Source organism: Achromobacter ruhlandii (genome assembly GCF_902859695.1).
Taxonomy (GTDB): domain Bacteria; phylum Pseudomonadota; class Gammaproteobacteria; order Burkholderiales; family Burkholderiaceae_B; genus Achromobacter; species Achromobacter ruhlandii.
Genome location: NZ_CADIJL010000002.1, coordinates 344,185 through 365,398 on the forward strand (window position 1 = coordinate 344,185; position 21,214 = coordinate 365,398).

Annotated in this window: 16 protein-coding genes; 9 read left to right on the forward strand and 7 right to left on the reverse strand. The window is 62.2% G+C overall.

Annotation, left to right across the window (positions count from 1 at the left end; all coding sequences use genetic code 11):
• Positions 1-104: 104 nt before the first annotated feature.
• A complete protein-coding gene (locus HV742_RS03790; RefSeq protein WP_175144513.1) occupies positions 105-1,100 on the reverse strand; it encodes a Bug family tripartite tricarboxylate transporter substrate binding protein in 996 nt (331 codons plus the stop codon).
• 174 nt (positions 1,101-1,274) lie between these two features.
• Between HV742_RS03790 and HV742_RS03795 the strand changes: the two genes are divergently transcribed.
• Positions 1,275-2,165: a LysR family transcriptional regulator gene (locus HV742_RS03795; protein ID WP_175144514.1), complete on the forward strand. Its 891-nt coding sequence runs from the start codon at positions 1,275-1,277 to the stop codon at positions 2,163-2,165.
• A gap of 124 nt (positions 2,166-2,289) precedes the next feature.
• On the opposite strand, the gene HV742_RS03800 is transcribed toward HV742_RS03795, so the two are convergent.
• From HV742_RS03800 to HV742_RS03815, 4 genes are all read right to left on the reverse strand, one after another.
• The gene (locus HV742_RS03800) at positions 2,290-2,874 is read right to left on the reverse strand and encodes a hypothetical protein (RefSeq protein ID WP_175144515.1); all 585 of its coding nucleotides are present in this window, start codon (positions 2,872-2,874) and stop codon (positions 2,290-2,292) included.
• Entirely contained in the window at positions 2,871-4,175 is a 1,305-nt protein-coding gene (locus tag HV742_RS03805) for a YcxB family protein (protein ID WP_175144516.1), read from the reverse strand. The genes HV742_RS03800 and HV742_RS03805 overlap by 4 nt, the downstream gene beginning before the upstream one ends.
• Before the next feature lie 363 nt (positions 4,176-4,538).
• Positions 4,539-4,928 carry a DCC1-like thiol-disulfide oxidoreductase family protein gene (locus HV742_RS03810; RefSeq protein WP_006387081.1) on the reverse strand — a complete coding sequence of 130 codons (390 nt, stop codon included), beginning with the start codon at positions 4,926-4,928 and terminating at the stop codon, positions 4,539-4,541.
• A 238-nt stretch (positions 4,929-5,166) separates the two neighbouring features.
• Positions 5,167-5,787 (reverse strand): DUF2239 family protein, encoded by a 621-nt coding sequence (locus HV742_RS03815; RefSeq protein WP_175144517.1) that lies wholly within the window; start codon positions 5,785-5,787, stop codon positions 5,167-5,169.
• Between the two features lie 209 nt (positions 5,788-5,996).
• Between HV742_RS03815 and guaB the strand changes: the two genes are divergently transcribed.
• The 8 genes from guaB (at position 5,997) to HV742_RS03855 (ending at position 18,947) form a co-directional block, all read left to right on the forward strand.
• Positions 5,997-7,457 carry an IMP dehydrogenase gene (gene guaB / locus HV742_RS03820; protein WP_049073345.1) on the forward strand — a complete coding sequence of 487 codons (1,461 nt, stop codon included), beginning with the start codon at positions 5,997-5,999 and terminating at the stop codon, positions 7,455-7,457.
• Between the two features lie 120 nt (positions 7,458-7,577).
• Positions 7,578-9,170, forward strand: a complete 1,593-nt coding sequence (guaA, locus tag HV742_RS03825) for a glutamine-hydrolyzing GMP synthase (protein WP_049073346.1) — start codon at positions 7,578-7,580, stop codon at positions 9,168-9,170.
• 331 nt (positions 9,171-9,501) lie between these two features.
• Positions 9,502-10,014: a helix-turn-helix domain-containing protein gene (locus HV742_RS32575; protein ID WP_437340580.1), complete on the forward strand. Its 513-nt coding sequence runs from the start codon at positions 9,502-9,504 to the stop codon at positions 10,012-10,014.
• Positions 10,011-12,389 carry a type I restriction-modification system subunit M gene (locus HV742_RS03835; RefSeq protein ID WP_175144518.1) on the forward strand — a complete coding sequence of 793 codons (2,379 nt, stop codon included), beginning with the start codon at positions 10,011-10,013 and terminating at the stop codon, positions 12,387-12,389. The genes HV742_RS32575 and HV742_RS03835 overlap by 4 nt, the downstream gene beginning before the upstream one ends.
• Positions 12,389-13,804 (forward strand): restriction endonuclease subunit S domain-containing protein, encoded by a 1,416-nt coding sequence (locus tag HV742_RS03840; protein WP_175144519.1) that lies wholly within the window; start codon positions 12,389-12,391, stop codon positions 13,802-13,804. The genes HV742_RS03835 and HV742_RS03840 overlap by 1 nt, the downstream gene beginning before the upstream one ends.
• Positions 13,791-14,900: a PDDEXK nuclease domain-containing protein gene (locus tag HV742_RS03845; protein WP_175144520.1), complete on the forward strand. Its 1,110-nt coding sequence runs from the start codon at positions 13,791-13,793 to the stop codon at positions 14,898-14,900. Before HV742_RS03840 ends, HV742_RS03845 begins: the two co-directional genes overlap by 14 nt.
• Entirely contained in the window at positions 14,900-17,968 is a 3,069-nt protein-coding gene (locus tag HV742_RS03850; RefSeq protein ID WP_254600944.1) for a type I restriction endonuclease subunit R, read from the forward strand. Before HV742_RS03845 ends, HV742_RS03850 begins: the two co-directional genes overlap by 1 nt.
• A 22-nt stretch (positions 17,969-17,990) precedes the next feature.
• The gene (locus HV742_RS03855; protein ID WP_175144522.1) at positions 17,991-18,947 is read left to right on the forward strand and encodes a COG2958 family protein; all 957 of its coding nucleotides are present in this window, start codon (positions 17,991-17,993) and stop codon (positions 18,945-18,947) included.
• Between the two features lie 453 nt (positions 18,948-19,400).
• Here HV742_RS03855 and HV742_RS03860 read toward each other — a convergent pair whose 3' ends face one another.
• Together HV742_RS03860 and HV742_RS03865 are read right to left on the reverse strand one after the other, a co-directional pair.
• Positions 19,401-20,030, reverse strand: a complete 630-nt coding sequence (locus HV742_RS03860; protein ID WP_175144523.1) for a hypothetical protein — start codon at positions 20,028-20,030, stop codon at positions 19,401-19,403.
• A gap of 257 nt (positions 20,031-20,287) precedes the next feature.
• On the reverse strand, positions 20,288-21,061 hold the full coding sequence (locus HV742_RS03865; RefSeq protein ID WP_175144524.1) for a hypothetical protein: 774 nt from the start codon (positions 21,059-21,061) through the stop codon (positions 20,288-20,290).
• Positions 21,062-21,214: the final 153 nt, after the last annotated feature.

Consider the following 21,214-nt stretch of genomic DNA (forward strand, 5'->3'; position numbering starts at 1 on the left):
AAGCCGTCTGCGCCGGGACGGACTGGGGACAAAAAAAGGCGGTGCGCAATGCAGCGCCCTCGGGGCGCGTCATCGCGTCGTGCGCGGTCGCCGCGCCCGCCCGATCATTGGGTCTGGATATGCCGTCTCTTGATGATCTCCCCGTAGCGCGCGCGTTCGCTGGCCGCCAGCGCCTGCAGTTCCTGCGGCGTCGAACCGTGCGCCAGCGCGCCCTGCGATTCGAGCTTGGCCTGCATCGCCGGGTCGCTGGCCACCTCGCGGATCGCGGCCGACAGCTTGTCGATCACCGCCTGCGGCGTGCCCGCCGGCGCCAGCACCGCCGTCCAAGAGCCGGTCTGCGCGTTCTTGACGCCGGCCTCGTCGATGGTCGGCACGTCGGGCAGGGCGGGCGAACGCGTCGCGCCGGTCACCGCCAGCGCGCGCAGCTTGCCGGAGTTGACGTAGGGAATGGTCTCCAGCACCGATGCGAACAGCATGTCGACGCGGCCCGCCATCAGGTCGGTCATGGCCGGGCCGCCGCCCTTGTAGGGCACGTGCATCAGGTCGGTGCCGGTGGCCTGCTGGAAAATCTCGCCCGACAGGTGCGGCGCGCCGCCGGTGCCGGAACTGGCGAAGGTGTGCTTGCCGGGTTGCGCGCGCGCCAGCGTCACCAGGTCCTTCACGTTCTTGGCGGGCAGGGTGGTGGGCACCACCAGCACGAACGGCAGGTCCGAGAACAGCGATACCGGCGCGAACGCGGTGGCCGGATCGGAATGCAGCTTGTAGATCCACGGATTGATCGCCAGCATGCCCGAATTGGCGAACAGCAGCGTGTAGCCGTCGGGGTTGGCGCGCGCCACCAGATCGGCGGCGATCTGCCCGCCGGCGCCAGGGCGGTTGTCCACCACCACCGAGGCCGCCAGCTTGTCGCCCAGCGCCGCCGCCAGCAGGCGCGCCGAAATGTCGGTGCCACCGCCCGGCGAGAACGGCACGATCAGGTTGATCGGGCGGTCCGGGAACGGCGCGGCCTGCGCCGCGGCGGGCAGGGCGCCACAGGCGGCCAGGGCCAGGGCCGCGGCAAGGAAGCGGCGGCGCGGGCGTGCGGAATTGCGTGTCTCCATGGTCTTCTCTTTGTAGTAGTGAGCGGCGCGGGCCGCGGAAAGTCGATGCTGCGATGGCACTCCTTTCGCGGGGCGGAAAAACGCGCCCCGGTGCTGCGGCCGAGTATAGGAACGCCGGCCGATGGATGACTATTCGAGCTATAAATAGCATTGATCAATTCAAGGATTGAATCGATGGAATTCCGCCAGCTCGAATGCTTCATCGCCGTGGCCGAGGAGCTGCACTTCGGCCGCGCCGCCCAGCGCCTGTGCATGACGCAGCCGCCGCTGTCGCGCCAGATCCAGTTGCTGGAGCAGGATCTGGGTGTGACGCTGTTCGAGCGCAGCAGCCGCCAGGTCGAACTGAGCGCCGCTGGCCGCCGCTTCCTGCGCGACGCGCGCCACCTGCTGGAATACTCGGCCCGCGCCACCGCCAGCGCCCGCCGCACCGCCGGCGGCGACGCCGGCCACATCACGCTGGGCTTCACGGCGGTGGCCTCGTACCGCCTGATGCCATCGCTCATCATGCGGGCGCGCAAGCGGCTGCCCGGCGTGGAGATCCAGTTGCGCGAAACCGTCAGCACCGACCTGTCGCGCCTGCTGCTGGCGCGGGAACTGGACGCGATCCTGGCGCGCAGCGTGCCGCGGCAGGCCGGCATCGAGGCCCGCCTGATCGAGCGCGAGCCGCTGGTGCTGGCGCTGCCGGCGGATTCACCGCTGTGCGAACAGGAGGTGGTGTCGCTGCGGCTGCTGCAGGGCCAGCCCTTCGTGCTGTATTCGCCGCGCGAAGGCAAATACTTCTATGACCGCATCGTCGGCGCATTCGGCCTGGCCGACGTGCAGCCCGACTACGTGCAGCGCGCCAGCCAGACGCATACCTTGCTGGCGCTGGTGCGGGCCGGACTGGGCGTGGGCATCGTGCCCGATTCGGCGCGCGAGCTGCGCCTGGAGGGGGTGGAGTTTCGGTCGCTGGGCCAGCGCGACCTGTATGCCGATATGTACCTGGCCTGGCATGCGCAGCACGACAATCCGGCGCTGGAAGCCTTCCTGCGGCAGGTGGCCGAGGTGCTGCCCCCCGCGCCCTGAAGGGGGCGACAGCCGGGGGCGAGCCCGGCGTGTCGTCGCCGTTCAACGCGATGGGCAGGGCATTGCGCAGGCGCCCGTGGCGTTCAACGCAACCGGCCAGGGCATTGCATGGCGTTCGCGGCGTTCAACGCGACACGGCGTTCGCATCCCACTTCAGGCTCTCGATGATCCGCAGTCCGTCCCGGTGGCGCTGTTCGCCGGTCTCGCACGACTTGCAGATCGCGCCGACGTACAGGCCGTCGACCACCGTCTCGGCGAACACGCCCGACCGGTACTGGTGCCGCGCATCGGTCTCGACCCGGTACCAATCCCGATCGCCGATCCGCACCCGCTCCAGCGGCTGGCGGATATCGGCATCGGGACTGGTCGCGCGCAGCACCGCCCGCAACCGGAAATAGCGCTTGAGCGGCGAGGCATAAAGCGCTTGCAAGCGGGCGTCATCGTCGTCGCCTTCGAGCGGCTTGGCTTGCATCAGCAGGGTGCAGGTTTCCTGCGTCTGTTCGCACGCCTCGCTTTCGCAGACCAGTTGCACGCGCCGCATGCCGCTGCGCGAGACCTCGCCTTGTGGCGAGCCGTCCACCACCCAGCCCTCTGGCAGCTGCACCGACAGGCCATGCGGCAGATCGAGGGTGCCGGCGGAAGCGGCCGGCGCCAGCGCGCCAAGCGCCGCGCACAGGGCCGCCAGGCGGATCAAGGCCGGCCCGCTCATGGCGTACCCCCGCGCGGGCGATGGTCACCGCCCGCCCCGCCCGTGAGAATGCGTTCGAACAGCGCCAACTGCTCCGCGCCCAGCGCGCGTCGGGGCAGGATCAGCGGTTCGCCCTCCCGCCGCATCAGGATCAGGTGTTCGCCTTGCCGCTCGACCCGGTCGAAGCCGGCCGTCGCGAAGCTGTTGACCCAACCGTCCTGCCAGACCTCGAGCCGATCGTCATACAGCCGCGCCTCGTGTTCCTCGGCCGGCATGCGTCGGTGCATCTGCCCGGCCAGCTTGTACGCGTGGCGGCGCCGGGACCAGGGATGCAGCAGGATGATGACGGCCAGGATGGCCCAGAACCCCAGCGTGATCTTCCAGAAACTGTCCGTGAACATCTCGCCGAACAGCGGCCAGGCATAGCGCAGCGGCACCCGCTCGGGATCCAGCAGCCACAGCAGCACGAATATCAGCGGTACCAGCAGGGCGGTCAGCACGAAGGCCAGCAGGAAACCGCGCTGGCGGCGCCGCCGCATGCCGGGACGTTCGATCTGCCACGAGATCGCGGCGGCCCGGTCTTCCTGGTTCAGCAGGAAGCGCGTCGTCAGCAGCGGCGGCGCGGCCTCGGGCGCCTGCCGCGCTTGCGGCGGGTGCTGCGTCGCGTCCGGAGCGCCGGCGTGGCAGGATGCGGCCCACGCCTTGATGCGCGCCACCTGCTCGTCGGATAGCGCCTGTCGCGGCAGGGCGTACACGTCCTCGATGTTGCGCAACTGGATGAACAGGTGGCCGGGCGCCTCGGCAAGCCCCTGGATGCGCGAGCACGCCATGGCCGTCTTGCGTCCCGGCAGGGTGACGGTAAGCCCGCCAGGCTGAAAGTGATAGAGCGGGTGGATGGTCTGGTCGAGCCCTTCGTCGCGGCACCAGCGCGCCAGGCGCCCGCGCACGATCGCCGGATGGCGGAAGTAGTAGATCAGCACCGGGATGGCCACGACCAGGATGGGCACGCCGTCCAGGCCGAACAGGTCGTGAAAGAAGCGCGAGAGGAACGGGCCAAAGCCCTGCTCGCCGCTATCGCGCCAGGAAGAGAATCCCAGCATCCCCAACAGCGCCAGCACCACCCACGCCAGGAGGTACAGCGCGCGCCGCCGGGCGGCCCCGAACATGTCCGCGTAGCTGAACAGCGCGGCCGCGATGCGGTCCTGCAGCGTGATCGGCGCGGTCAGCGAGAAACCGTCGGCCGGCATCGCGCCGGGCGCGTCGTTCGGGGGCGCAACGGGCGGCGTCAGCGTGCCGTCGGCAGCGGTGCTCGGCTCGGGCATGGGGTCTCCGTAAGGGGTTGACCCGCAATTTAGCATTGCTGCGGGGCGGGGCGGGGCGGGGCGGGGCGGGGCGGGGCGGGACGAGCCGAGACGGCACTAGGCTAGGCGGGACGGGGAGAGGCGCGGCGGGGAGAGGCAGGGCGCGATGAGGCAGGGCGCGATGAGGCGGGACGCGGTGAGGCGGGACGCGGTGAGGCGGGACGCGGTGAGGCGGGACGCGGCGAGGCAAGGCAACGCGAGGCAAGGCAACGCGAGGCAAAGCAACGCGAGGCGAGGCAACGCGAGGCAAGGCAACGCGAGGCGAGGCAACGCAAGGCAAGGCAACGCGAGGCAAGGCGCGCGACCAAGCGCGCGCCGCCGCTGTCAGGCCGGCATCTTCTTCTTGCCCAGCAGCGCCAGCGTCAGCGCGCGGCCACGGCTCATGAAGGGATACAGCGCCGCCGACAGGCACGGGCGGCGGAAGATGGCCGCATTGATCTGGTTGAACAGGTCGCTGTCGGAACTGAGCAGCGCCAGCCGGTTGATGCAATCGGCGCCCCAGTAGATGTGCCCCTCCAGCCGCAGCAGCATGCCGTCGTTCAGGTCATAGCCACGGTCGCGGAAATACGCCACCAGTTCGGGATGCTGGCGCATGTCGAGCAATTCGACCGGGCCGACGGCCTTGCGCAACTGCACCATCCGCACGTAGTTGGTGCAGAACGGGCAGTCGCCGTCGTACAGCAGGAAGTTGCGGGGCGCGGTATCCGTATCCATGACGTACAGCTTACCAGCGGCGGGCGTCGCTTGCTTGGGGTGCCGGGATGCCGCCGACGCACGATTGGAAGCGGCGCATGACTCGCGCGCCGCCATGCGCCAGCGGCGCGCGCAGCCATGCGGCGCAGTGACGGCCCGCGGTCATGGTGGGGAGGTGTGTGGGGCGCAGGCATGCGCGTAGGGATAGGGCGCAGGGACAGGCCACTGGGATCGCGCGCCGCGATGCGCGGCCTGCCGCTCAGGCCTCCTCATCCGCCCACGCCAGCGCCATGGCGTAATCGCGCACGTCCGCCGGCCATGCGGCCACCTGCCGCGTGAAACCCGCGCGATCATCGGCATACAGCGCCCGCGTGGCCTCCTCGAAGCCCGGCAGGTTGCCGCCCATGCTCGACATGAAGTGGTACGCCGCTTCCTGCCGCTGGCGCCGCTGGTCGCGCGCCTCGTTGTCGCGGCGCGCCTGTTCCACCAGTTTGCGCAGCGCCACCGACGCGCCGCCCGGCTGCGCCGCCAGCCAGTCCCAGTGGCGCGGCAGCAGCGTTACCTCGCGCGGCACCACGCCCAGCTTGGGCCGGCCGCGGCCGCGCGGGGCGGCGTCGGCGCCGTCCGCTTCCTCGGCGGGCGCGGGGGCGGCATCGGCCGGCGCCTGATAGCGCGCGCGGATGTCGGCGTCAGCGCCGCGCAGGTCCAGGTCGACCTGCTTGCCGGTATGGTCGTCGAACACCAGGATCGCGCCGTCGCCATGACGGTTGGCGTGACCGTCCTGGGCCTGCTTGACGGCCAGGGCGACCTCGGCGAGCGCGCCACGCGCCAGCAGGCGGTGGCCTTCGAAAGCGGTATGGGGAAGGAGAGGTTGGGTCATGGCTTATAGTGGGCTTATTTACCCGGATAAATTTAATGCCTGGCATTGTGCGGCTTGCCAAAGCGCTTGTCAATATGATCCGGGTAAAAATAGTGCAAGGTCGCAACGCCTATTGAAAAAAGTCGCAAAAATCATGCGCCGACCTAGGGTCAACACCTAGTCAAAACACGTCAGCGGCGTATAATCTTGCTTTGCGCCCGGAGTTACCCATGCGTCTCGTTCAAAAAGCGCTCACCTTCGACGATGTGTTGTTGGTGCCTGCGTATTCCGAGGTGTTGCCGCGCGACACCTCCCTGGCCACGCGCCTCACCCGCAACATCTCCCTGAATATCCCCCTTGTGTCCGCCGCCATGGACACGGTCACCGAATCCCGCCTGGCGATCGCCATGGCCCAGGAAGGTGGCATCGGGATCATCCACAAGAATCTGTCCGCCGACGCCCAGGCCCGTGAAGTCGCCCGCGTCAAGCGCCACGAATTCGGCATCGTGATCGATCCGGTCACCGTCACCCCCCAGATGAAAGTGCGCGACGCCATTGCGTTGCAGCGCCAGCATGGCATCTCGGGCCTGCCGGTGGTGGAAGGGCGCAAGCTGGTCGGCATCGTCACCAACCGCGACCTGCGCTTCGAAGAGAACCTGGACCAGCCCCTGCGCAACATCATGACGCCGCAGGAACGCCTGGTCACCATGAAGGAAGGCGCCACGCTCGATGAAGCGCAGGCCCTGATGCACAAGCATCGCCTGGAACGCGTGCTCATCGTCAACGACGGTTTCGAGCTGCGCGGCCTGGCCACCGTCAAGGACATCGTCAAGAACACCGAGCACCCGCTGGCCAGCAAGGATGCCCAGGGCCAGCTGCGCGTCGGCGCCGCGGTCGGCGTCGGTGGCAACACCGAAGAGCGCGTTGAAAAGCTGGTCGCTGCCGGCGTCGACGTGCTGATCGTCGACACCGCCCACGGCCACTCCAAGGGCGTGCTGGAAGGCGTGCGCTGGGTCAAGCAAAACTACCCCAAGGTCGAAGTCATCGGCGGCAACATCGCCACCGCCGCCGCCGCGCGCGCGCTGGTGGAATATGGCGCCGACGGCGTCAAGGTCGGCATCGGCCCCGGCTCGATCTGCACCACCCGTATCGTCGCCGGCGTCGGCGTGCCGCAGATCCACGCGATCTCCGAAGTCGCCAAGGCGCTGGAAGGCACGGGCGTGCCGCTGATCGCCGACGGCGGTATCCGCTACTCGGGCGACGTCGCCAAGGCCCTGGCCGCCGGCGCGTTCTCCTGCATGATGGGCGGCATGTTCGCCGGCACCGAAGAAGCGCCGGGCGAAGTGGTACTGTTCCAGGGCCGTTCGTACAAGTCGTACCGCGGCATGGGCAGCCTGGGCGCCATGACGGAAGGCTCGGCCGACCGCTATTTCCAGGACCCGGCCAACAACGCCGACAAGCTGGTCCCCGAAGGCATCGAAGGCCGCGTCCCCTACAAGGGCAGCGTGCTGGCCATCATCTACCAACTGGTCGGCGGCATCCGCGCCTCCATGGGCTACTGCGGCGCCGCCACCATCGACGACATGCGCACCAAGGCCGAATTCGTGGAAATCACCTCCGCCGGTGTCCGCGAATCCCACGTGCACGACGTACAGATCACCAAGGAAGCGCCCAACTACCGCGCCGACTGATCCCCGTACAGTCAACTACAATGTCATGCATCACGCACCGGCAGAACCGCAAAATCAGTCAGCGGGTCTGCCGGTGCGGTTTTATTTACAGCGATTTCATTCCTTACCGGTAGAGTCTCCATGCACCAGCGCATCCTCATTCTCGACTACGGTTCGCAAGTCACCCAACTGATCGCCCGCCGCGTCCGCGAAGCCGGCGTCTACTCCGAAGTGCACCCGGGCGACGTCGACGATGCCTTCATCCGCGACCAGATGGCGCAGGGCCTGAAGGGCATCATCCTGTCGGGCAGCCACGCATCGGCCTACGAAGAAGGCTCCATGCGCGTGCCGCACGCCGTGTTCGAGCTGGGCGTGCCCGTGCTGGGCATCTGTTATGGCATGCAGTCCATGGCGCAACAGCTGGGCGGCGTGGTCAGCTTCTCCGACCACCGCGAATTCGGCTACGCCGAAGTCCGCGCCCACGGCCACACCAAGCTGCTGGAAGGCCTGGAAGACTTCACCACGGACGAAGGCCACGGCATGCTCAAGGTCTGGATGAGCCACGGTGACAAGGTCACCGAGCTGCCGCCGGGCTTCAAGCTGATGGCCTCCACGCCGTCCTGCCCCATCGCCGGCATGGCCGACGAAGATCGCCGCTTCTACGCCGTGCAGTTTCACCCCGAAGTCACGCACACCGTGCAAGGCAAGGCCATGCTGGCCCGCTTCGTCAACGAGATCTGCGAATGCCAGGGCGACTGGAACATGCCCGACTACGTCGCCGAAGCCGTCGCCCGCATCCGCGAGCAGGTTGGCGAAGACGAAGTCATCCTCGGCCTGTCCGGCGGCGTCGACTCGTCGGTGGCCGCGGCCCTGATCCACAAGGCCATCGGCGACCAGCTGACCTGCGTCTTCGTCGACCACGGCCTCTTGCGCCTGGACGAAGGCAAGCAGGTCATGCAGACCTTCGCCGAGAACATGGGCGTCAAGATCATCCACGTCGACGCCACCGCCCAGTTCATGGGCAAGCTGTCCGGCGTGGCCGATCCCGAAGCCAAGCGCAAGATCATCGGCCGCGAATTCGTGGAAGTGTTCCAGGAACAAGCCGGCAAGCAGAAAAGCGCCAAGTGGCTGGCCCAGGGCACCATCTACCCCGACGTCATCGAATCGGCCGGCGCCAAGACCGGCAAGGCCACCTCGATCAAGTCGCACCACAACGTCGGCGGCCTGCCGGACACGCTGAACCTGAAGCTGTTGGAACCCCTGCGCGAACTCTTCAAGGACGAAGTCCGCGAACTGGGCGTGGCCCTGGGCCTGCCGCCGCAGATGGTCTACCGCCATCCGTTCCCAGGCCCGGGCCTGGGCGTGCGCATCCTGGGCGAAGTCAAGCATGAATACGCCGAGCTGCTCCGCCGCGCGGATGCGATCTTCATCGAGGAACTGCGCAACACCAAGGACGAGGCCAGCGGCCTGACCTGGTACGAGCTGACCTCGCAGGCGTTCGCCGTGTTCCTGCCGGTGAAGTCGGTGGGGGTGATGGGGGATGGTCGGACGTATGAGTATGTTGTCGCGCTGCGGGCGGTGCAGACGTTTGACTTCATGACGGCGGATTGGGCGCCGTTGCCGCATCCGTTGCTGGCTCGGATTTCCTCGCGGATTATTAATGAGGTGCGGGGGATCAACCGGGTGGTGTATGACGTGTCGAGCAAGCCGCCCGCGACGATTGAGTGGGAGTGATGGGGGGGCTCCATAAAAATCAACAATTTGGAAGAGTGTCTTAGATCGCCCGTGGATGTTAATGAGAGCGTGACTCTTCTAAGTCGTTGGTTCTGAAGGGCATTGCGTGCGGGCTTTCCTCCTTTAAGCGTGCCTCAGGCAGTGAAACTGCCGGTGGATCTGAAGGGCCGTGTGAATTTCTTCCGCTAGGCTTGGTTCATACCTCCATAAAAACTACCGTCTATGGCGGTAGTTTTTTTCTTGGAGATCAGGATTTATAAGGGTTCGCAGGGGTATGCAGGTCTCGTGATAGGTGACGGCAATCGGCCGTTTCGATCAGGAGACTATTTCCGTGTTTACAGACCTTGCCCGGCGGAATTTGAAACCTCGCGCGACCCTTACAAGGTCACCGATCGCGATGGCATGTACGCCGTCGTTTCGTTCGAAAGGGGATATTGCCTTCCGATACGACTACCGGGTCAACGGCCGACGACTGGAGATCGTGGCTTTAGAGTTAGTCCTCCAATGTCACTGGGTTTTGAGGGGGCATTACCCCTCATTTTCTTCCCCTCCTATCTGGCTGGCCTCCCGTAAATATGGGAAAATTGGCAAGACTTGGCAATCAGGTTTCAGAGCCAACAAAGGCGAGGGTAGATTGATGGCAGACGCGGAAGACGAAATCCTGACATTGGATGAAGTCGCGGCCTATTTGAAGGCAGGAAAACGCACGGTCTACCGGCTCGCGGCGGACAAGAAGATTCCAGCATTCAAGCTTGGCGGTACTTGGCGGTTCCGCAAGGCTGATCTGGAGCAATGGATTGCGCGTCAAACAACAGGCGATAGCAATCCCAGGAAAAAAGCATGACAAAACACCAAGACCAAAGCCAGATCAAATGGGTCGCCGATTTCATCTGGAACATCGCCGACGACCGTCTGCGCGATGTCTATGTGCGCGGCAAGTACCGCGACGTGATTCTGCCGTTCACCGTATTGCGTCGTCTGGACGCTGTGTTGGAGTCGACCAAGCAGGACGTACTGGATCGCAAAAAATTTCTCGATACACATAACGTGGCCGAGCAGGACGGTGCACTGCGCATGACGGCGGGGCAGGCGTTCTACAACGTCTCGGAATTCACGTTGACCAAGCTCAAGGCCAGCGCCGCTGGGCAACGCCTGCGCGATGACTTCATCGCCTACCTTGATGGCTTCTCGCCAAACGTGCAGGAAATCCTCAACAAATTCAAATTCCGCGATCAGATTCAGACGCTGGTGGATGCTCACGTTCTTGGTTTCCTGATCGAGGACTTCCTTGACCCGGAAATCAATCTTTCACCCCTGCCGGTGAAAGACGCAGACGGGCGCATCAAGCTGCCGCCGCTGGACAATCACGGCATGGGTACCGTGTTCGAGGAACTGATCCGCCGCTTCAACGAAGAAAACAACGAAGAGGCGGGAGAGCACTTCACGCCGCGCGATGTGGTCAAGCTCATGGCCAAGCTGCTGTTCCTGCCCGTGGCCGAGCGCATCCAGTCCGGTACCTATCTGCTCTACGACGGCGCATGCGGCACCGGCGGCATGCTGACCGTCGCCGAGGAAACTTTGTTGGATCTGGCGGAAGAACGCGGCAAGGAGGTTTCCATCCACCTGTTTGGGCAGGAAATCAACCCCGAAACCTACGCCATCTGCAAGGCCGATCTGCTCTTGAAAGGCGAAGGCGGTGCGGCGGAGAACATCGTCGGCGGCGCGGACAAGTCCACCCTGTCTGCCGACCAGTTCCGCAGCCGCGAGTTTGACTTCATGATTTCCAATCCGCCGTATGGCAAGAGTTGGAAGACCGATCTGGAACGCATGGGCGGCAAGGCGGGTTTCAACGACCCGCGCTTCATCGTCAGCCACGACGACAACCCAGAACTCAAGCTCATCACCCGCTCCAGCGACGGGCAGCTCATGTTCCTGGTGAACAAGCTGTCCAAAATGAAGCGCAACGCGCCCGCCGACGGCGTGGGCAGCCGTATCGCGCTGGTTCATAACGGTTCCGCGTTGTTCACCGGCGACGCGGGCCAGGGCGAAAGCAATATTCGTCGCTGGGTGCTGGAAAACGATTGGCTGGAAGCCATCATCGCGCTGCCGCTCAACATCTTTTACAACACGGGCATCGCTACCTACATATGGATTTTGTCCAACCGCAAGGCTGCCTCACGCCGTGGCAAGGTTCAGTTGATCGACGCCAGCCAATGGTCCCAGCCGTTGCGCCGCAATCTTGGCAAGAAGAATTGCGAGCTGGCTGACGCCGACATTCAGCGCATCCTCGACCTTTACTTGGGTGATGCGCAGGCAACCGAGCAGAGCAAGTGGTTCGACACGCAGGACTTCGGCTATTGGAAGATCACCGTAGAGCGCCCGCTGCGACTCAAGAGCCAGTTGAAAACCAGCGCCATCGAAACCCTGCGCTTCGCGTCGGGCGATGAGTCCCTGCGCCAGGAAATCTGGATGAAGTACGGTGACTCTTTGTACGAAGGTTTCGCCGGCATCAAGGCTGACCTCGAAGCCTGGTTGAAGGGCGAAGAGGACGATGAAGACGAGGACGAAGAGGAAGCTGAGGACGGCGAGTCGGCACCTGCTCGCAAGGCAGTTCCCGCCAAGAAGCGCAAGAAGCTGCTTGACCCTGCTACGTGGCTGCGCGACAAGAAGTTGCTGGACACTGCGATTCAGGCCCAACAGGTGTTGGGCCATGAGGTGCATGACGATCACAACGAGTTCCGTTCCCGGTTCGATGAGTTCCTGAAGGGCGCGAGCCTCAAGCTGGGAGCACCGGAGAAAAAAGCCATTTTCAAGGCCGTAAGCTGGCGTGACGAAACCGCTCCGGAGGTTATTGCTAAGCGCAGTAAGCTCAAGAAAAACGAACTCTTTGAGCAAGGCTTCGATGGCACGTACCTGCAAACCGTAGGCAATGATCGCTTCAAGGTCGAGTACGAACCGGATAGCGACCTTCGCGATACCGAGCAGGTGCCGCTAAAAGAGCTAGGCGGCATTGAGGCCTTCTTTCAGCGAGAAGTTCTGCCGCACGCGCGGGATGCGTGGATTGACCACTCGAAGACCCGGATCGGCTATGAAATCTCCTTCGCCCGCTACTTTTACAAGCCCGCGCCGTTGCGCTCGCTGGAAAAGATTCGCGCGGACATCTTGAAGTTGGAGCAGCAGATGGAAGGCTTGCTGCATAAGATCGTGGGGACGGTTTGATGCACCAGCTTCCTCGATACACGCAATACCGGGATTCCGGTCTGCCGTGGGTTGGCGAAATTCCTGCCCATTGGTCGACGCGCCGCAACCGCTATCTTTTTCGAGAAGTTGATCACCGTTCGAAAAATGGAGAAGAAACGCACCTCTCGATGAGTCAGGTTCACGGCCTTGTTCCAAGCAAGGACTTGGGTCGCAAGAGCCTTCAGTCAGAGAACTACGCGGGCGGCAAACTCGTCGCAGAACACGATTTGGTTCTCAATCGCTTGAAGGCGCATCTAGGAGTATTTGCGCGTGCCAAGCAAGCTGGCGTCGTTAGTCCGGACTACACCGTTCTCCGGCCCAAACGCGGGACATCTGTTCAGTATTGCGAATCGCTTTTCAAGACGCCGATGTATGTCGGTGAGTTCCGGCGTAGAACAAAGGGCATTGTCGAAGGCTTCTGGCGTCTCTATACGGATGACTTCTACGACGTCTCGGCATTGTTGCCGCCTCCGGAGGAGCAAGACAAAATCGTCGCCTACCTGCGCGTGCAGGATGCGCACATCGCCCGCTTCATCAAGACCAAACGCGACCTCATCGGGTTGCTGAGCGAGCAGAAGGTGCGCATCATCGACCACGCCGTCACGCGTGGCCTCGATGCCTCGGTGAGACTCAAGCCTTCCGGCATCGAGTGGCTGGGGGATGTGCCAGAACATTGGAATGTCACCTTCATCAAGCACCTTGCGGACGTGCGCTTCAGTGGCGTGGACAAGCATTCGCACGACGACGAAACGCCGGTGCGCCTGTGTAACTACACGGACGTTTACAAGAACGACCGTATCACCGACGATATGAACTTGATGCGCGCCACAGCAACGGCGGTGGAAATAGCGCGCCTCACGCTAAAGGCGGGCGATGTCATTCTCACGAAAGATTCTGAAACGCCCGATGACATTGGAGTGCCCGCATGGGTGCCGGAAGACCTACCTGGCGTGGTCTGCGCTTACCATCTCGGTTTGCTGCGCCCGGAACCGGGGCGCGTGCTGGGCGAGTTCCTGTTCCGCGCCATAGGTTCGGCTCGCATTGCGCAACAGTTCCACGTTCTCGCCACCGGTGTTACGCGTTTCGCTCTCGGCAAGCACGACGTGAAAAACGCAGTTATCCTGCTGCCGCCGACTGTAGACGAGCAGCAAGCCGTCTGCCGTTGGATCGCCGGTGAGTGCAAACCCGTCGAGGACGCCATCCAGCGCGCCGAGGAGGAGATCAAGCTTATCCGCGAGTACCGCGATCGCCTGATCGCCGATGCCGTAACCGGCCAGGTGGATCTGCGCGGCTGGCAGCCCGGTCCGGACGACGTGGTTGGCGACGACGAGCTGGTGGCGTTGGGCGATGATGAGGCCGACCCTGCCGAGGAAGACGCCGATGGCGACGAGTAAGAAACCGACCGCCCGCAAGACATCCGCACTGGCGCCGCGCGAACCCGCCGCATTGCTGGTCGAACTGCGCGGTCTGATCGAATCCGCCCGCCAGCATGTTGCGCAAACAGCCAATGCCACGTTGACTATGTTGTATTGGCATGTGGGCCAACGCATTCGCGGAGAGGTGCTGAAGGACGGGCGGGCAGGTTATGGCGAGGAGATTCTTGCGACGCTGTCGCAAGAATTGGCGAGAGACTACGGCAAAGGCTTCAATGTGTCGGCGCTGACCCGCATGGTCAAATTTGCCGAGGCATTTCCGGACGAGGCCATTGTCGCGACTCTGTCGCGAGAATTGAGCTGGAGCCACTTCGTCGAAATCCTGCCGCTCAAGCAGCCGCTGGAGCGCGAGTATTACGCCGAGCTGTGCCGCGTGGAACGCTGGAGCGTGCGTACCCTGCGCGAGCGCATCGCCAGCCAATTGTATCTGCGCACGTCCATCGCCAAACAACCCGAAGCCGTGGTGCAGGCGGAAATCAGCCACCTCCGCGCGGGCGGGCAAATGACGCCCGACCTGGTGTTCCGCGACCCATACATGCTGGATTTTCTGGGCTTGCCACACGACTACAGCGAGCGCGACCTAGAAGACGCCATCCTGCGCGAGATGGAGCGGTTTCTGCTGGAACTGGGCGTAGGCTTCACCTTCGTGGCGCGGCAAAAGCGTATCAGCGTTGGTGCGGACGATTTCTACCTTGATCTGTTGTTCTATCACCGTCATCTGAAACGGCTGGTGGCGGTGGAGTTGAAGCTGGAGAAGTTCCAGCCCGCGCACAAGGGGCAGATGGAGCTGTACCTGCGCTGGCTGGACAAGCATGACCGAGCGGCAGGCGAGGAACCGCCCATCGGTCTGATCCTGTGCGCCGCCAGGGACACCGAACAGGTGGAGTTGCTGGATCTGGGGGCTTCGAATATTCGCGTAGCGGAGTATCTGGCGCATATTCCGGACGTGCAAGTGTTGCAGGCGCAATTGCATCGCGCCGTGGCGCTGGCGCGTGAGCGCGCCGGGCACTTCGTTTTGCAGGCTCCGACAAGGGGAAATCTTCGGGAGAAAGATTGATGGTGACTGACACTAGCGAGAAGGAACTGGAACGACTGATCGTGCGCCACTTGGCGGGCATCAGCGAACACTCGGCTGTTCTGGCGAACACCGTCCAGGAACCCATGCTGGTGTATGCGCCGGGCGGTTACGCGCTGGGCCGGGCGAGCGACTACAACCGCGACGTGGCGCTGGACGTGCCCAAACTGCTGGAATTCCTGCACGCCACCCAACCCAAGGCAGTGGAGACGCTGAGCCTCGCCGCCGAGGGCATTCAGCGCACGCAGTTCCTGCATCGGTTACAGGGTGAAATTGCCAAACGCGGTGTAGTGGACGTGTTGCGCAAGGGTGTAAGCCATGGGCCGGTAACGGTCGATCTTTACAAGCTGCTGCCTACGCCGGGTAATACCGCTGCAGCAGACGCCTTCGAGAAGAACATTTTCAGCGTCACTCGGCAGGTGCGCTACAGCAATGACTCGGGCAATGAACTGGACTTGGTAGTCTTCATCAATGGTCTGCCGGTGCTGACCTTCGAATTGAAGAATTCGCTGACCAAGCAAACCGTAGCCGACGCAATCGTCCAATACCAGATCACGCGCGACCCCAAGGAACTGCTGTTCCAGTCAGGGCGTTGCATCGCCCACATGGCAGTGGACGATGCGGAGGTGCGCTTTTGCACTGAGTTGAAGGGGAAGGCGTCATGGTTCTTGCCGTTCAACCAGGGCTGGAACAGCGGCGCGGGCAACCCGCCGAACCCAAATGGAATAAAGACCGACTATCTGTGGAAGCAGGTGTTGGTGAAGGCGTCGTTGGCCAACATCATCGAGAACTATGCGCAGGTGGTGGAGGACGAGGAGCAAGATGCCGGTGGCAGGCGGAGAAAGATCCGCAAGCCGGTATTCCCGCGTTTCCATCAGTTGCGCACGGTGCGCGCACTGCTGCGTCGTTCTCGTGAGGATGGCGTCGGCAAACGGTATCTCGTGCAACACTCGGCTGGCAGCGGCAAGAGCAACACCATTGCATGGCTGGCGCACCAATTAGTGGAGTTGAAGACGGCAGAGGATGAAACGCAGGCCCTGTTCGACTCGGTCGTCGTCATTACAGACCGACGCGCGTTGGATACCCAGATTCACAAGACCATCAAAGGCTACGACCATGTGGCTTCGATTCTCGGTCACTCGGACAACGCGCAGGAACTGCGCGACTTCCTGCGCCGTGGCAAGAAGATCATCGTCACCACAGTGCAGAAGTTTCCCTTCATCCTCGACGAACTGGGCGACTTGGGCGACCGTAAATTCGCGCTGCTGATCGACGAGGCGCATTCCAGCCAGGGGGGTAAGACCACGGCCAAGATGCACCAGGCGCTGGGCGGCGCGGGAGGGGAGGAAGAGGAAACCGGTGGCGACGCTCAGGACGAAATCAATACGCTGATCGAGGATCGCATCCGCTCGCGAAAGTTGCTGGCTAACGCCAGCTACTACGCCTTCACCGCTACGCCGAAGACCAAGACGTTGGAATTGTTCGGTGAGCGGGTGGTGGTGGGGGACAAAGTGCGGTTTCGCTCCCCTGAGGATCTGACCTACACCACCAAGCAGGCAATACAAGAGGGTTTCATCCTTGACGTGATCGCCAACTACACACCGGTGGATAGTTTCTACCACGTCGCCAAGACCATCGAGGACGACCCGCAGGTGGACAAGGGCAAGGCGCTGAAGAAAATCCGACGCTACGTCGAGTCGCACGACAAGGCAGTTCGCCGCAAGGCCGAGATCATGGTCGATCATTTCACCGAGCAGGTGATCGGTGCGAAGAAGATCGGTGGCAAAGCTCGGGCGATGATCGTCTGCAACGGTATCGCGCGCGCCATCGACTATTTCCGCGAGGTGTCGGACTACCTGGCTGAAATCAAAAGTCCTTACAAGGCCATAGTCGCGTACTCGGGCGACTTTGAGATCGCTGGATCGAAGAAAACCGAGGCCGATCTCAACGACTTTCCAAGCAAGGATATTCCAGCCAAGTTCAAGCAAGACCCGTATCGCTTCTTGATCGTGGCCAACAAGTTCGTCACCGGTTTCGATGAGCCGTTGCTGCATACGATGTATGTGGACAAGCCGCTGGCGGGTGTGCTGGCAGTGCAAACGCTGTCACGCTTAAATCGAGCGCACCCGCAAAAGGCGGACACCTTCGTTCTGGATTTTGCGGACAACGCCGAAGCTGTGAAAGCGGCCTTTCAGGAGTACTATCGCGCCACGATCCAGGAAGGCGAAACCGATCCGAACAAGCTGCACGACATCAAGGCCGAACTGGATGTGCAGCAGGTTTACAGCACCCAGCAGGTGGATGACTTGGTGGCCCTGTATCTATCCGGCGCTGACCGCGAGAAGCTCGATCCTATTCTTGATGTTTGCGTGGCGGAATATGTCAGCAAGCTTGGCGAAGACGAGCAAGTCAAGTTCAAGGGCAAGGCCAAGGCGTTCGTGCGTAGCTATGGTTTCCTCTCGGCTATCCTGCCGTACGGACATCCGGCGTGGGAGAAGCTGACGATATTCCTGAACTTCCTGATTCCAAAGCTGCCCGCGCCGAAGGATGAAGATCTCTCCAAGGGTGTGCTGGACGCCATCGACATGGACAGCTACCGCGCGCAGGCGCAAGCGGCGATGAAGATGGCGCTGGATGATGCGGATGCGTTCGTCGAACCACCTCCGCTCGGCGCCGGTGGCGGTAGTGGCGAGCCGGACTTGGACAAGCTCTCAAACGTTATCAAGCAGTTTAATGATCTGTTCGGCAACATCGAATGGCACGACGCCGACAAGATCAAGCAGGTCATTATCGAAGAAATTCCTGCACGTGTGGCTCGGGACAAGGCGTATCAGAATGCCCAGGCCAACTCAGGCAAGCAGAACGCGAGGCTTGAGCACGACAAGGCGCTTAATCGCGTGGTACTGGAGCTGCTGGATGACCACACTGAACTGTTCAAGCTGTTCAGCGATAACGCCAACTTCAAACGCTGGCTAGCGGACATGGTGTTCGACTCGACTTACCACCCTGGCACGACCCCGCCCGCGCCGCCGCAAGGGGCTTCGGCGTGAGCGACCTTCGAGAAATGATGCAATGACCCTGAATCTCGCGAAACTTGTGATCACCTACTTGAAGGATCGACCTGAGGAGAAGTTCACCGCACGGCAAATCGCCGATTGGGTGTTCGAAGCGTTCCCCGCGGAGTGTCAGGCGAAAAAGGAGAACAGCAAGTTCATCACCAACGACGCGGAGCTGGTGCAGCAATTGGTTGCCGAAATCAGCTCGCAGCGCCCCATCTTGCAGAAGCGTCATCCGGAGTTGAAAACGACCGAAGGCCGGCCGCGCAAATATTACTACTCGGAGAAGTCGGACAGCGCCGAGGTGGCGGCGGTCGAGAGCGCCGTCACCATGCCTTTGGGCGACACCAGCCAGCCGAAAATCGGTGAACATGCGCTGTATCCGATGCTGTCACGTTATCTGTGGGAAGAGTTCCGTCTGTATTCCAAGCGCATCGATGAGAAGCGGTCTTCTAATAAGCGTGGGCCGAACGGCAACCGCTGGCTTTACCCGGACGTGGTGGGCATGGAGGATTTGGGCTCGGACTGGCACCAGGAGGTGCGCGACTGCGTCAACCAGTATTCTGACAAGCGCACCAAGCTGTGGTCGTTCGAAGCCAAACTGCTGATCAACCGTTCGAACGTGCGCGAGTGCTTCTTTCAGGCGGTGTCGAACTCGTCATGGTCCAACTTCGGCTACTTGGTGGCGGCGGAAATTGGCGGGCAGGACACGCTGAAGGAGCTGCGGCTGCTGTTCGCTGCCCATGGGATTGGCTTCATCAAGCTGGATTTGGACAATCCGGTGGACAGTCAAGTACTGATCCCAGCCCGCGAGCGTGACGAGATCGATTGGGACATGGCCAACCGGTTGGCGACGGAGAATCGGGATTTTCTGGACTACGTGAAGCTGGTGAAGCAGTTCTACCAGACCGGCGAAGCGCGCAGGGTAGATTGGGACCTGCCCGATACAGAGGGGGGCGCGCTATCTCAGTAGACAACAGCGTAACCACAGTTGCAGAGATTGATTTTGTGAAAGCTCGCACCAATGGTGTAGCGCCCGTCGGTAATTTCGTATTTAAGGCATAACATGCGTCCAAGGAGCATTTATGCCCCGCAACCCAAAGTCCCAGCTAGTCGATCTGCCGGCTATTCCTAAGCACCCGGCATACCCATATTGAACGCAGCCATTGCCCGCGATAGTGTCTACCACTTTTAGGTGGACACCATGTACAAGCGGCTGCGGATGGCCCATGAGTAAGGTCGGCGCGTGTGTGGCCTGGTTACGCGAGTGGCTGCGGTGAGCCGTGTCGATCTGATCTGGCGGGCCACCGAGCCGCTGGGTATGCGCGCCGGCACTGAGACAGCGTTGTCCCGGGCGACGCTTACGCGACTGGCTGGGATTAGCCCCTTCCGGTTCGCTCAGGCGTCGTTCCAACGAATCGTCCTGCTATTTAAATTGGATTCCCTTGATAGCCAGCGTGGGGGAAAGCAAGCAAGTGAACGTGACTGCGGCAAGGTCTGGTCCCGCGGACTTGTAGAAAGAAGTACCCTCTACTGCGATGTCGTATCGTTCAGCTTTCTTTCCCGCGATTGAGGCGCCCGCACGATAGCGAGGGCCATTGATGCCAATTTCGATGACATTGGAGTAAACGCTATGGTCGAGATTAGGTCGGTTGATCTTCGCGGGTGCGGCATCAACGCAAACCTTGGCCGCCATGGCCTTGCCTTTGGCAGTATCTATCCCCGGCTCGAACTGTTTCGGGCGAAGCAAACGCCAATGGGGGCCTTCGGGACTAAATGAGGCGGGTTCGTACTTCCCGGTGCCTTGACGAAGATGGCACTCGACTAGTTGCGGACTGATTCCATCTATAGCGATGAAAGTCGCATCTGGATTATATGAACGCGCGCTCTTGATGTAGCGCGAGTCAATTTCAAAGGGCACCGTCTTGCCTTGGGCGCGGGATGCACAGAGCTTTTCTTTTTGTGGGTCATTGCCAATGGCGTCGTTCCTTATCATTTCAGCTTGGGCAAGGCATGAAAAAAACAGCAATCCGAAACCCAGTGACAAACAGCGCATTCAATTTCTCCATGTTGATCCGCACGAAGTGGGATTGGTCGAAAAATACCACAGCGTCACCATGGGGGGAGATCTTTGGTCCTGACGATATGCCTCGCGCAAAAAAATCACAGATCGGCCCGCGTCCGCCGGCCCGGCCGGGGCTCTCAGTATTCAGCATCTGGCAAATGACAAAAAGGCGCCTTGGCGCCTTTTTCATTGCTCGCGTTTGCCTCGTCAGGGCGCGCGGCGTCACATGCGGATGTCGATGCGGCAGCCTACTGCTTGCTGGACGCAAAGCGCCAGCAGGCCGTGCGCGCCTTGCTGCCGACGCTGATCTGGTTCGTGTCGAACGACTCGATCAGGGGCTGTCCGCCGACGCAGGCGACGATGAACGTGGCTTGCGTGTCGTAGCGGTAGGCCAGGCGGTGCGTGGCGCCGGGCGCGAGCCCCAGGTCCTGGGTGACGTAGGTCCGTTTCGTGCGGGAGAACTCGCTGTTGTGCGAGGCGCAGACCGTGCCGTCCTTCTGCCCCTTGGCGGCGTATACGTTGCAGTACCCGACAGCCACCGATGCCTTGCAGGTGTTGGTGTAGGTGATATAGCCGTCGGCCGTCCGCCCTTGCTTGAGACATTCGCTCTGGTTGGGGCCGTAAACCAGCGTCTGGCTTGCCGGCTTGGGCTTGGCGGAGGCATTGGCGGCGGCGCCGGCCGATGCGGTCTTCTTGGCATTCGGACTCGAACTGGCGGCCGCCTGTTTCAGCATCTCATCCCTGGCTTTCTGCAGGGCGCCGAGTTGGCACGTCCGCCAGGTTTTATAAATGCCTGGGGGAATCCGACCCAATTCATCCCTCGTAATGTCGATATCGCGGTCTATCGAAGAAGTGCTTTTACTGTCTTGAAAGCTCCGCTGATACCGTTGCAGATCTTCGTTGAGCTGATTTGCATTGGCCGGGCCATACATTTGAGTCTGTTCAGCTTCACATGCCGCCAGGGCATAGGGAGATGCCAGGCTGCAGATGACAAGGGCAAAGACTCGACTTGCAAGTTTCATGGCGGCGGTCCTCCGCGTTTTGCGGTATCGGGATGGGGAACGTGGACGGGTGGGACAATATTCGAAACCCGCCGACGCGCGCATCTCCAAGATTGGGGATGCGCTGCGGCATTTACATCGGCTAATGGCTCGGCACAGATCGCAAGAGTCGCG

Bases quoted from the DNA above. Each gene is read 5' to 3' on its own strand.
- HV742_RS03790 (WP_175144513.1), bottom strand. From the start codon at position 1,100: ATGGAGACACGCAATTCCGCACGCCCGCGCCGCCGCTTCCTTGCCGCG.
- HV742_RS03795 (WP_175144514.1), top strand. From the start codon at position 1,275: ATGGAATTCCGCCAGCTCGAATGCTTCATCGCCGTGGCCGAGGAGCTG.
- HV742_RS03800 (WP_175144515.1), bottom strand. From the start codon at position 2,874: ATGAGCGGGCCGGCCTTGATCCGCCTGGCGGCCCTGTGCGCGGCGCTT.
- HV742_RS03805 (WP_175144516.1), bottom strand. From the start codon at position 4,175: ATGCCCGAGCCGAGCACCGCTGCCGACGGCACGCTGACGCCGCCCGTT.
- HV742_RS03810 (WP_006387081.1), bottom strand. From the start codon at position 4,928: ATGGATACGGATACCGCGCCCCGCAACTTCCTGCTGTACGACGGCGAC.
- HV742_RS03815 (WP_175144517.1), bottom strand. From the start codon at position 5,787: ATGACCCAACCTCTCCTTCCCCATACCGCTTTCGAAGGCCACCGCCTG.
- guaB (WP_049073345.1), top strand. From the start codon at position 5,997: ATGCGTCTCGTTCAAAAAGCGCTCACCTTCGACGATGTGTTGTTGGTG.
- guaA (WP_049073346.1), top strand. From the start codon at position 7,578: ATGCACCAGCGCATCCTCATTCTCGACTACGGTTCGCAAGTCACCCAA.
- HV742_RS03835 (WP_175144518.1), top strand. From the start codon at position 10,011: ATGACAAAACACCAAGACCAAAGCCAGATCAAATGGGTCGCCGATTTC.
- HV742_RS03840 (WP_175144519.1), top strand. From the start codon at position 12,389: ATGCACCAGCTTCCTCGATACACGCAATACCGGGATTCCGGTCTGCCG.
- HV742_RS03845 (WP_175144520.1), top strand. From the start codon at position 13,791: ATGGCGACGAGTAAGAAACCGACCGCCCGCAAGACATCCGCACTGGCG.
- HV742_RS03850 (WP_254600944.1), top strand. From the start codon at position 14,900: ATGGTGACTGACACTAGCGAGAAGGAACTGGAACGACTGATCGTGCGC.
- HV742_RS03855 (WP_175144522.1), top strand. From the start codon at position 17,991: ATGACCCTGAATCTCGCGAAACTTGTGATCACCTACTTGAAGGATCGA.
- HV742_RS03860 (WP_175144523.1), bottom strand. From the start codon at position 20,030: ATGCGCTGTTTGTCACTGGGTTTCGGATTGCTGTTTTTTTCATGCCTT.
- HV742_RS03865 (WP_175144524.1), bottom strand. From the start codon at position 21,061: ATGAAACTTGCAAGTCGAGTCTTTGCCCTTGTCATCTGCAGCCTGGCA.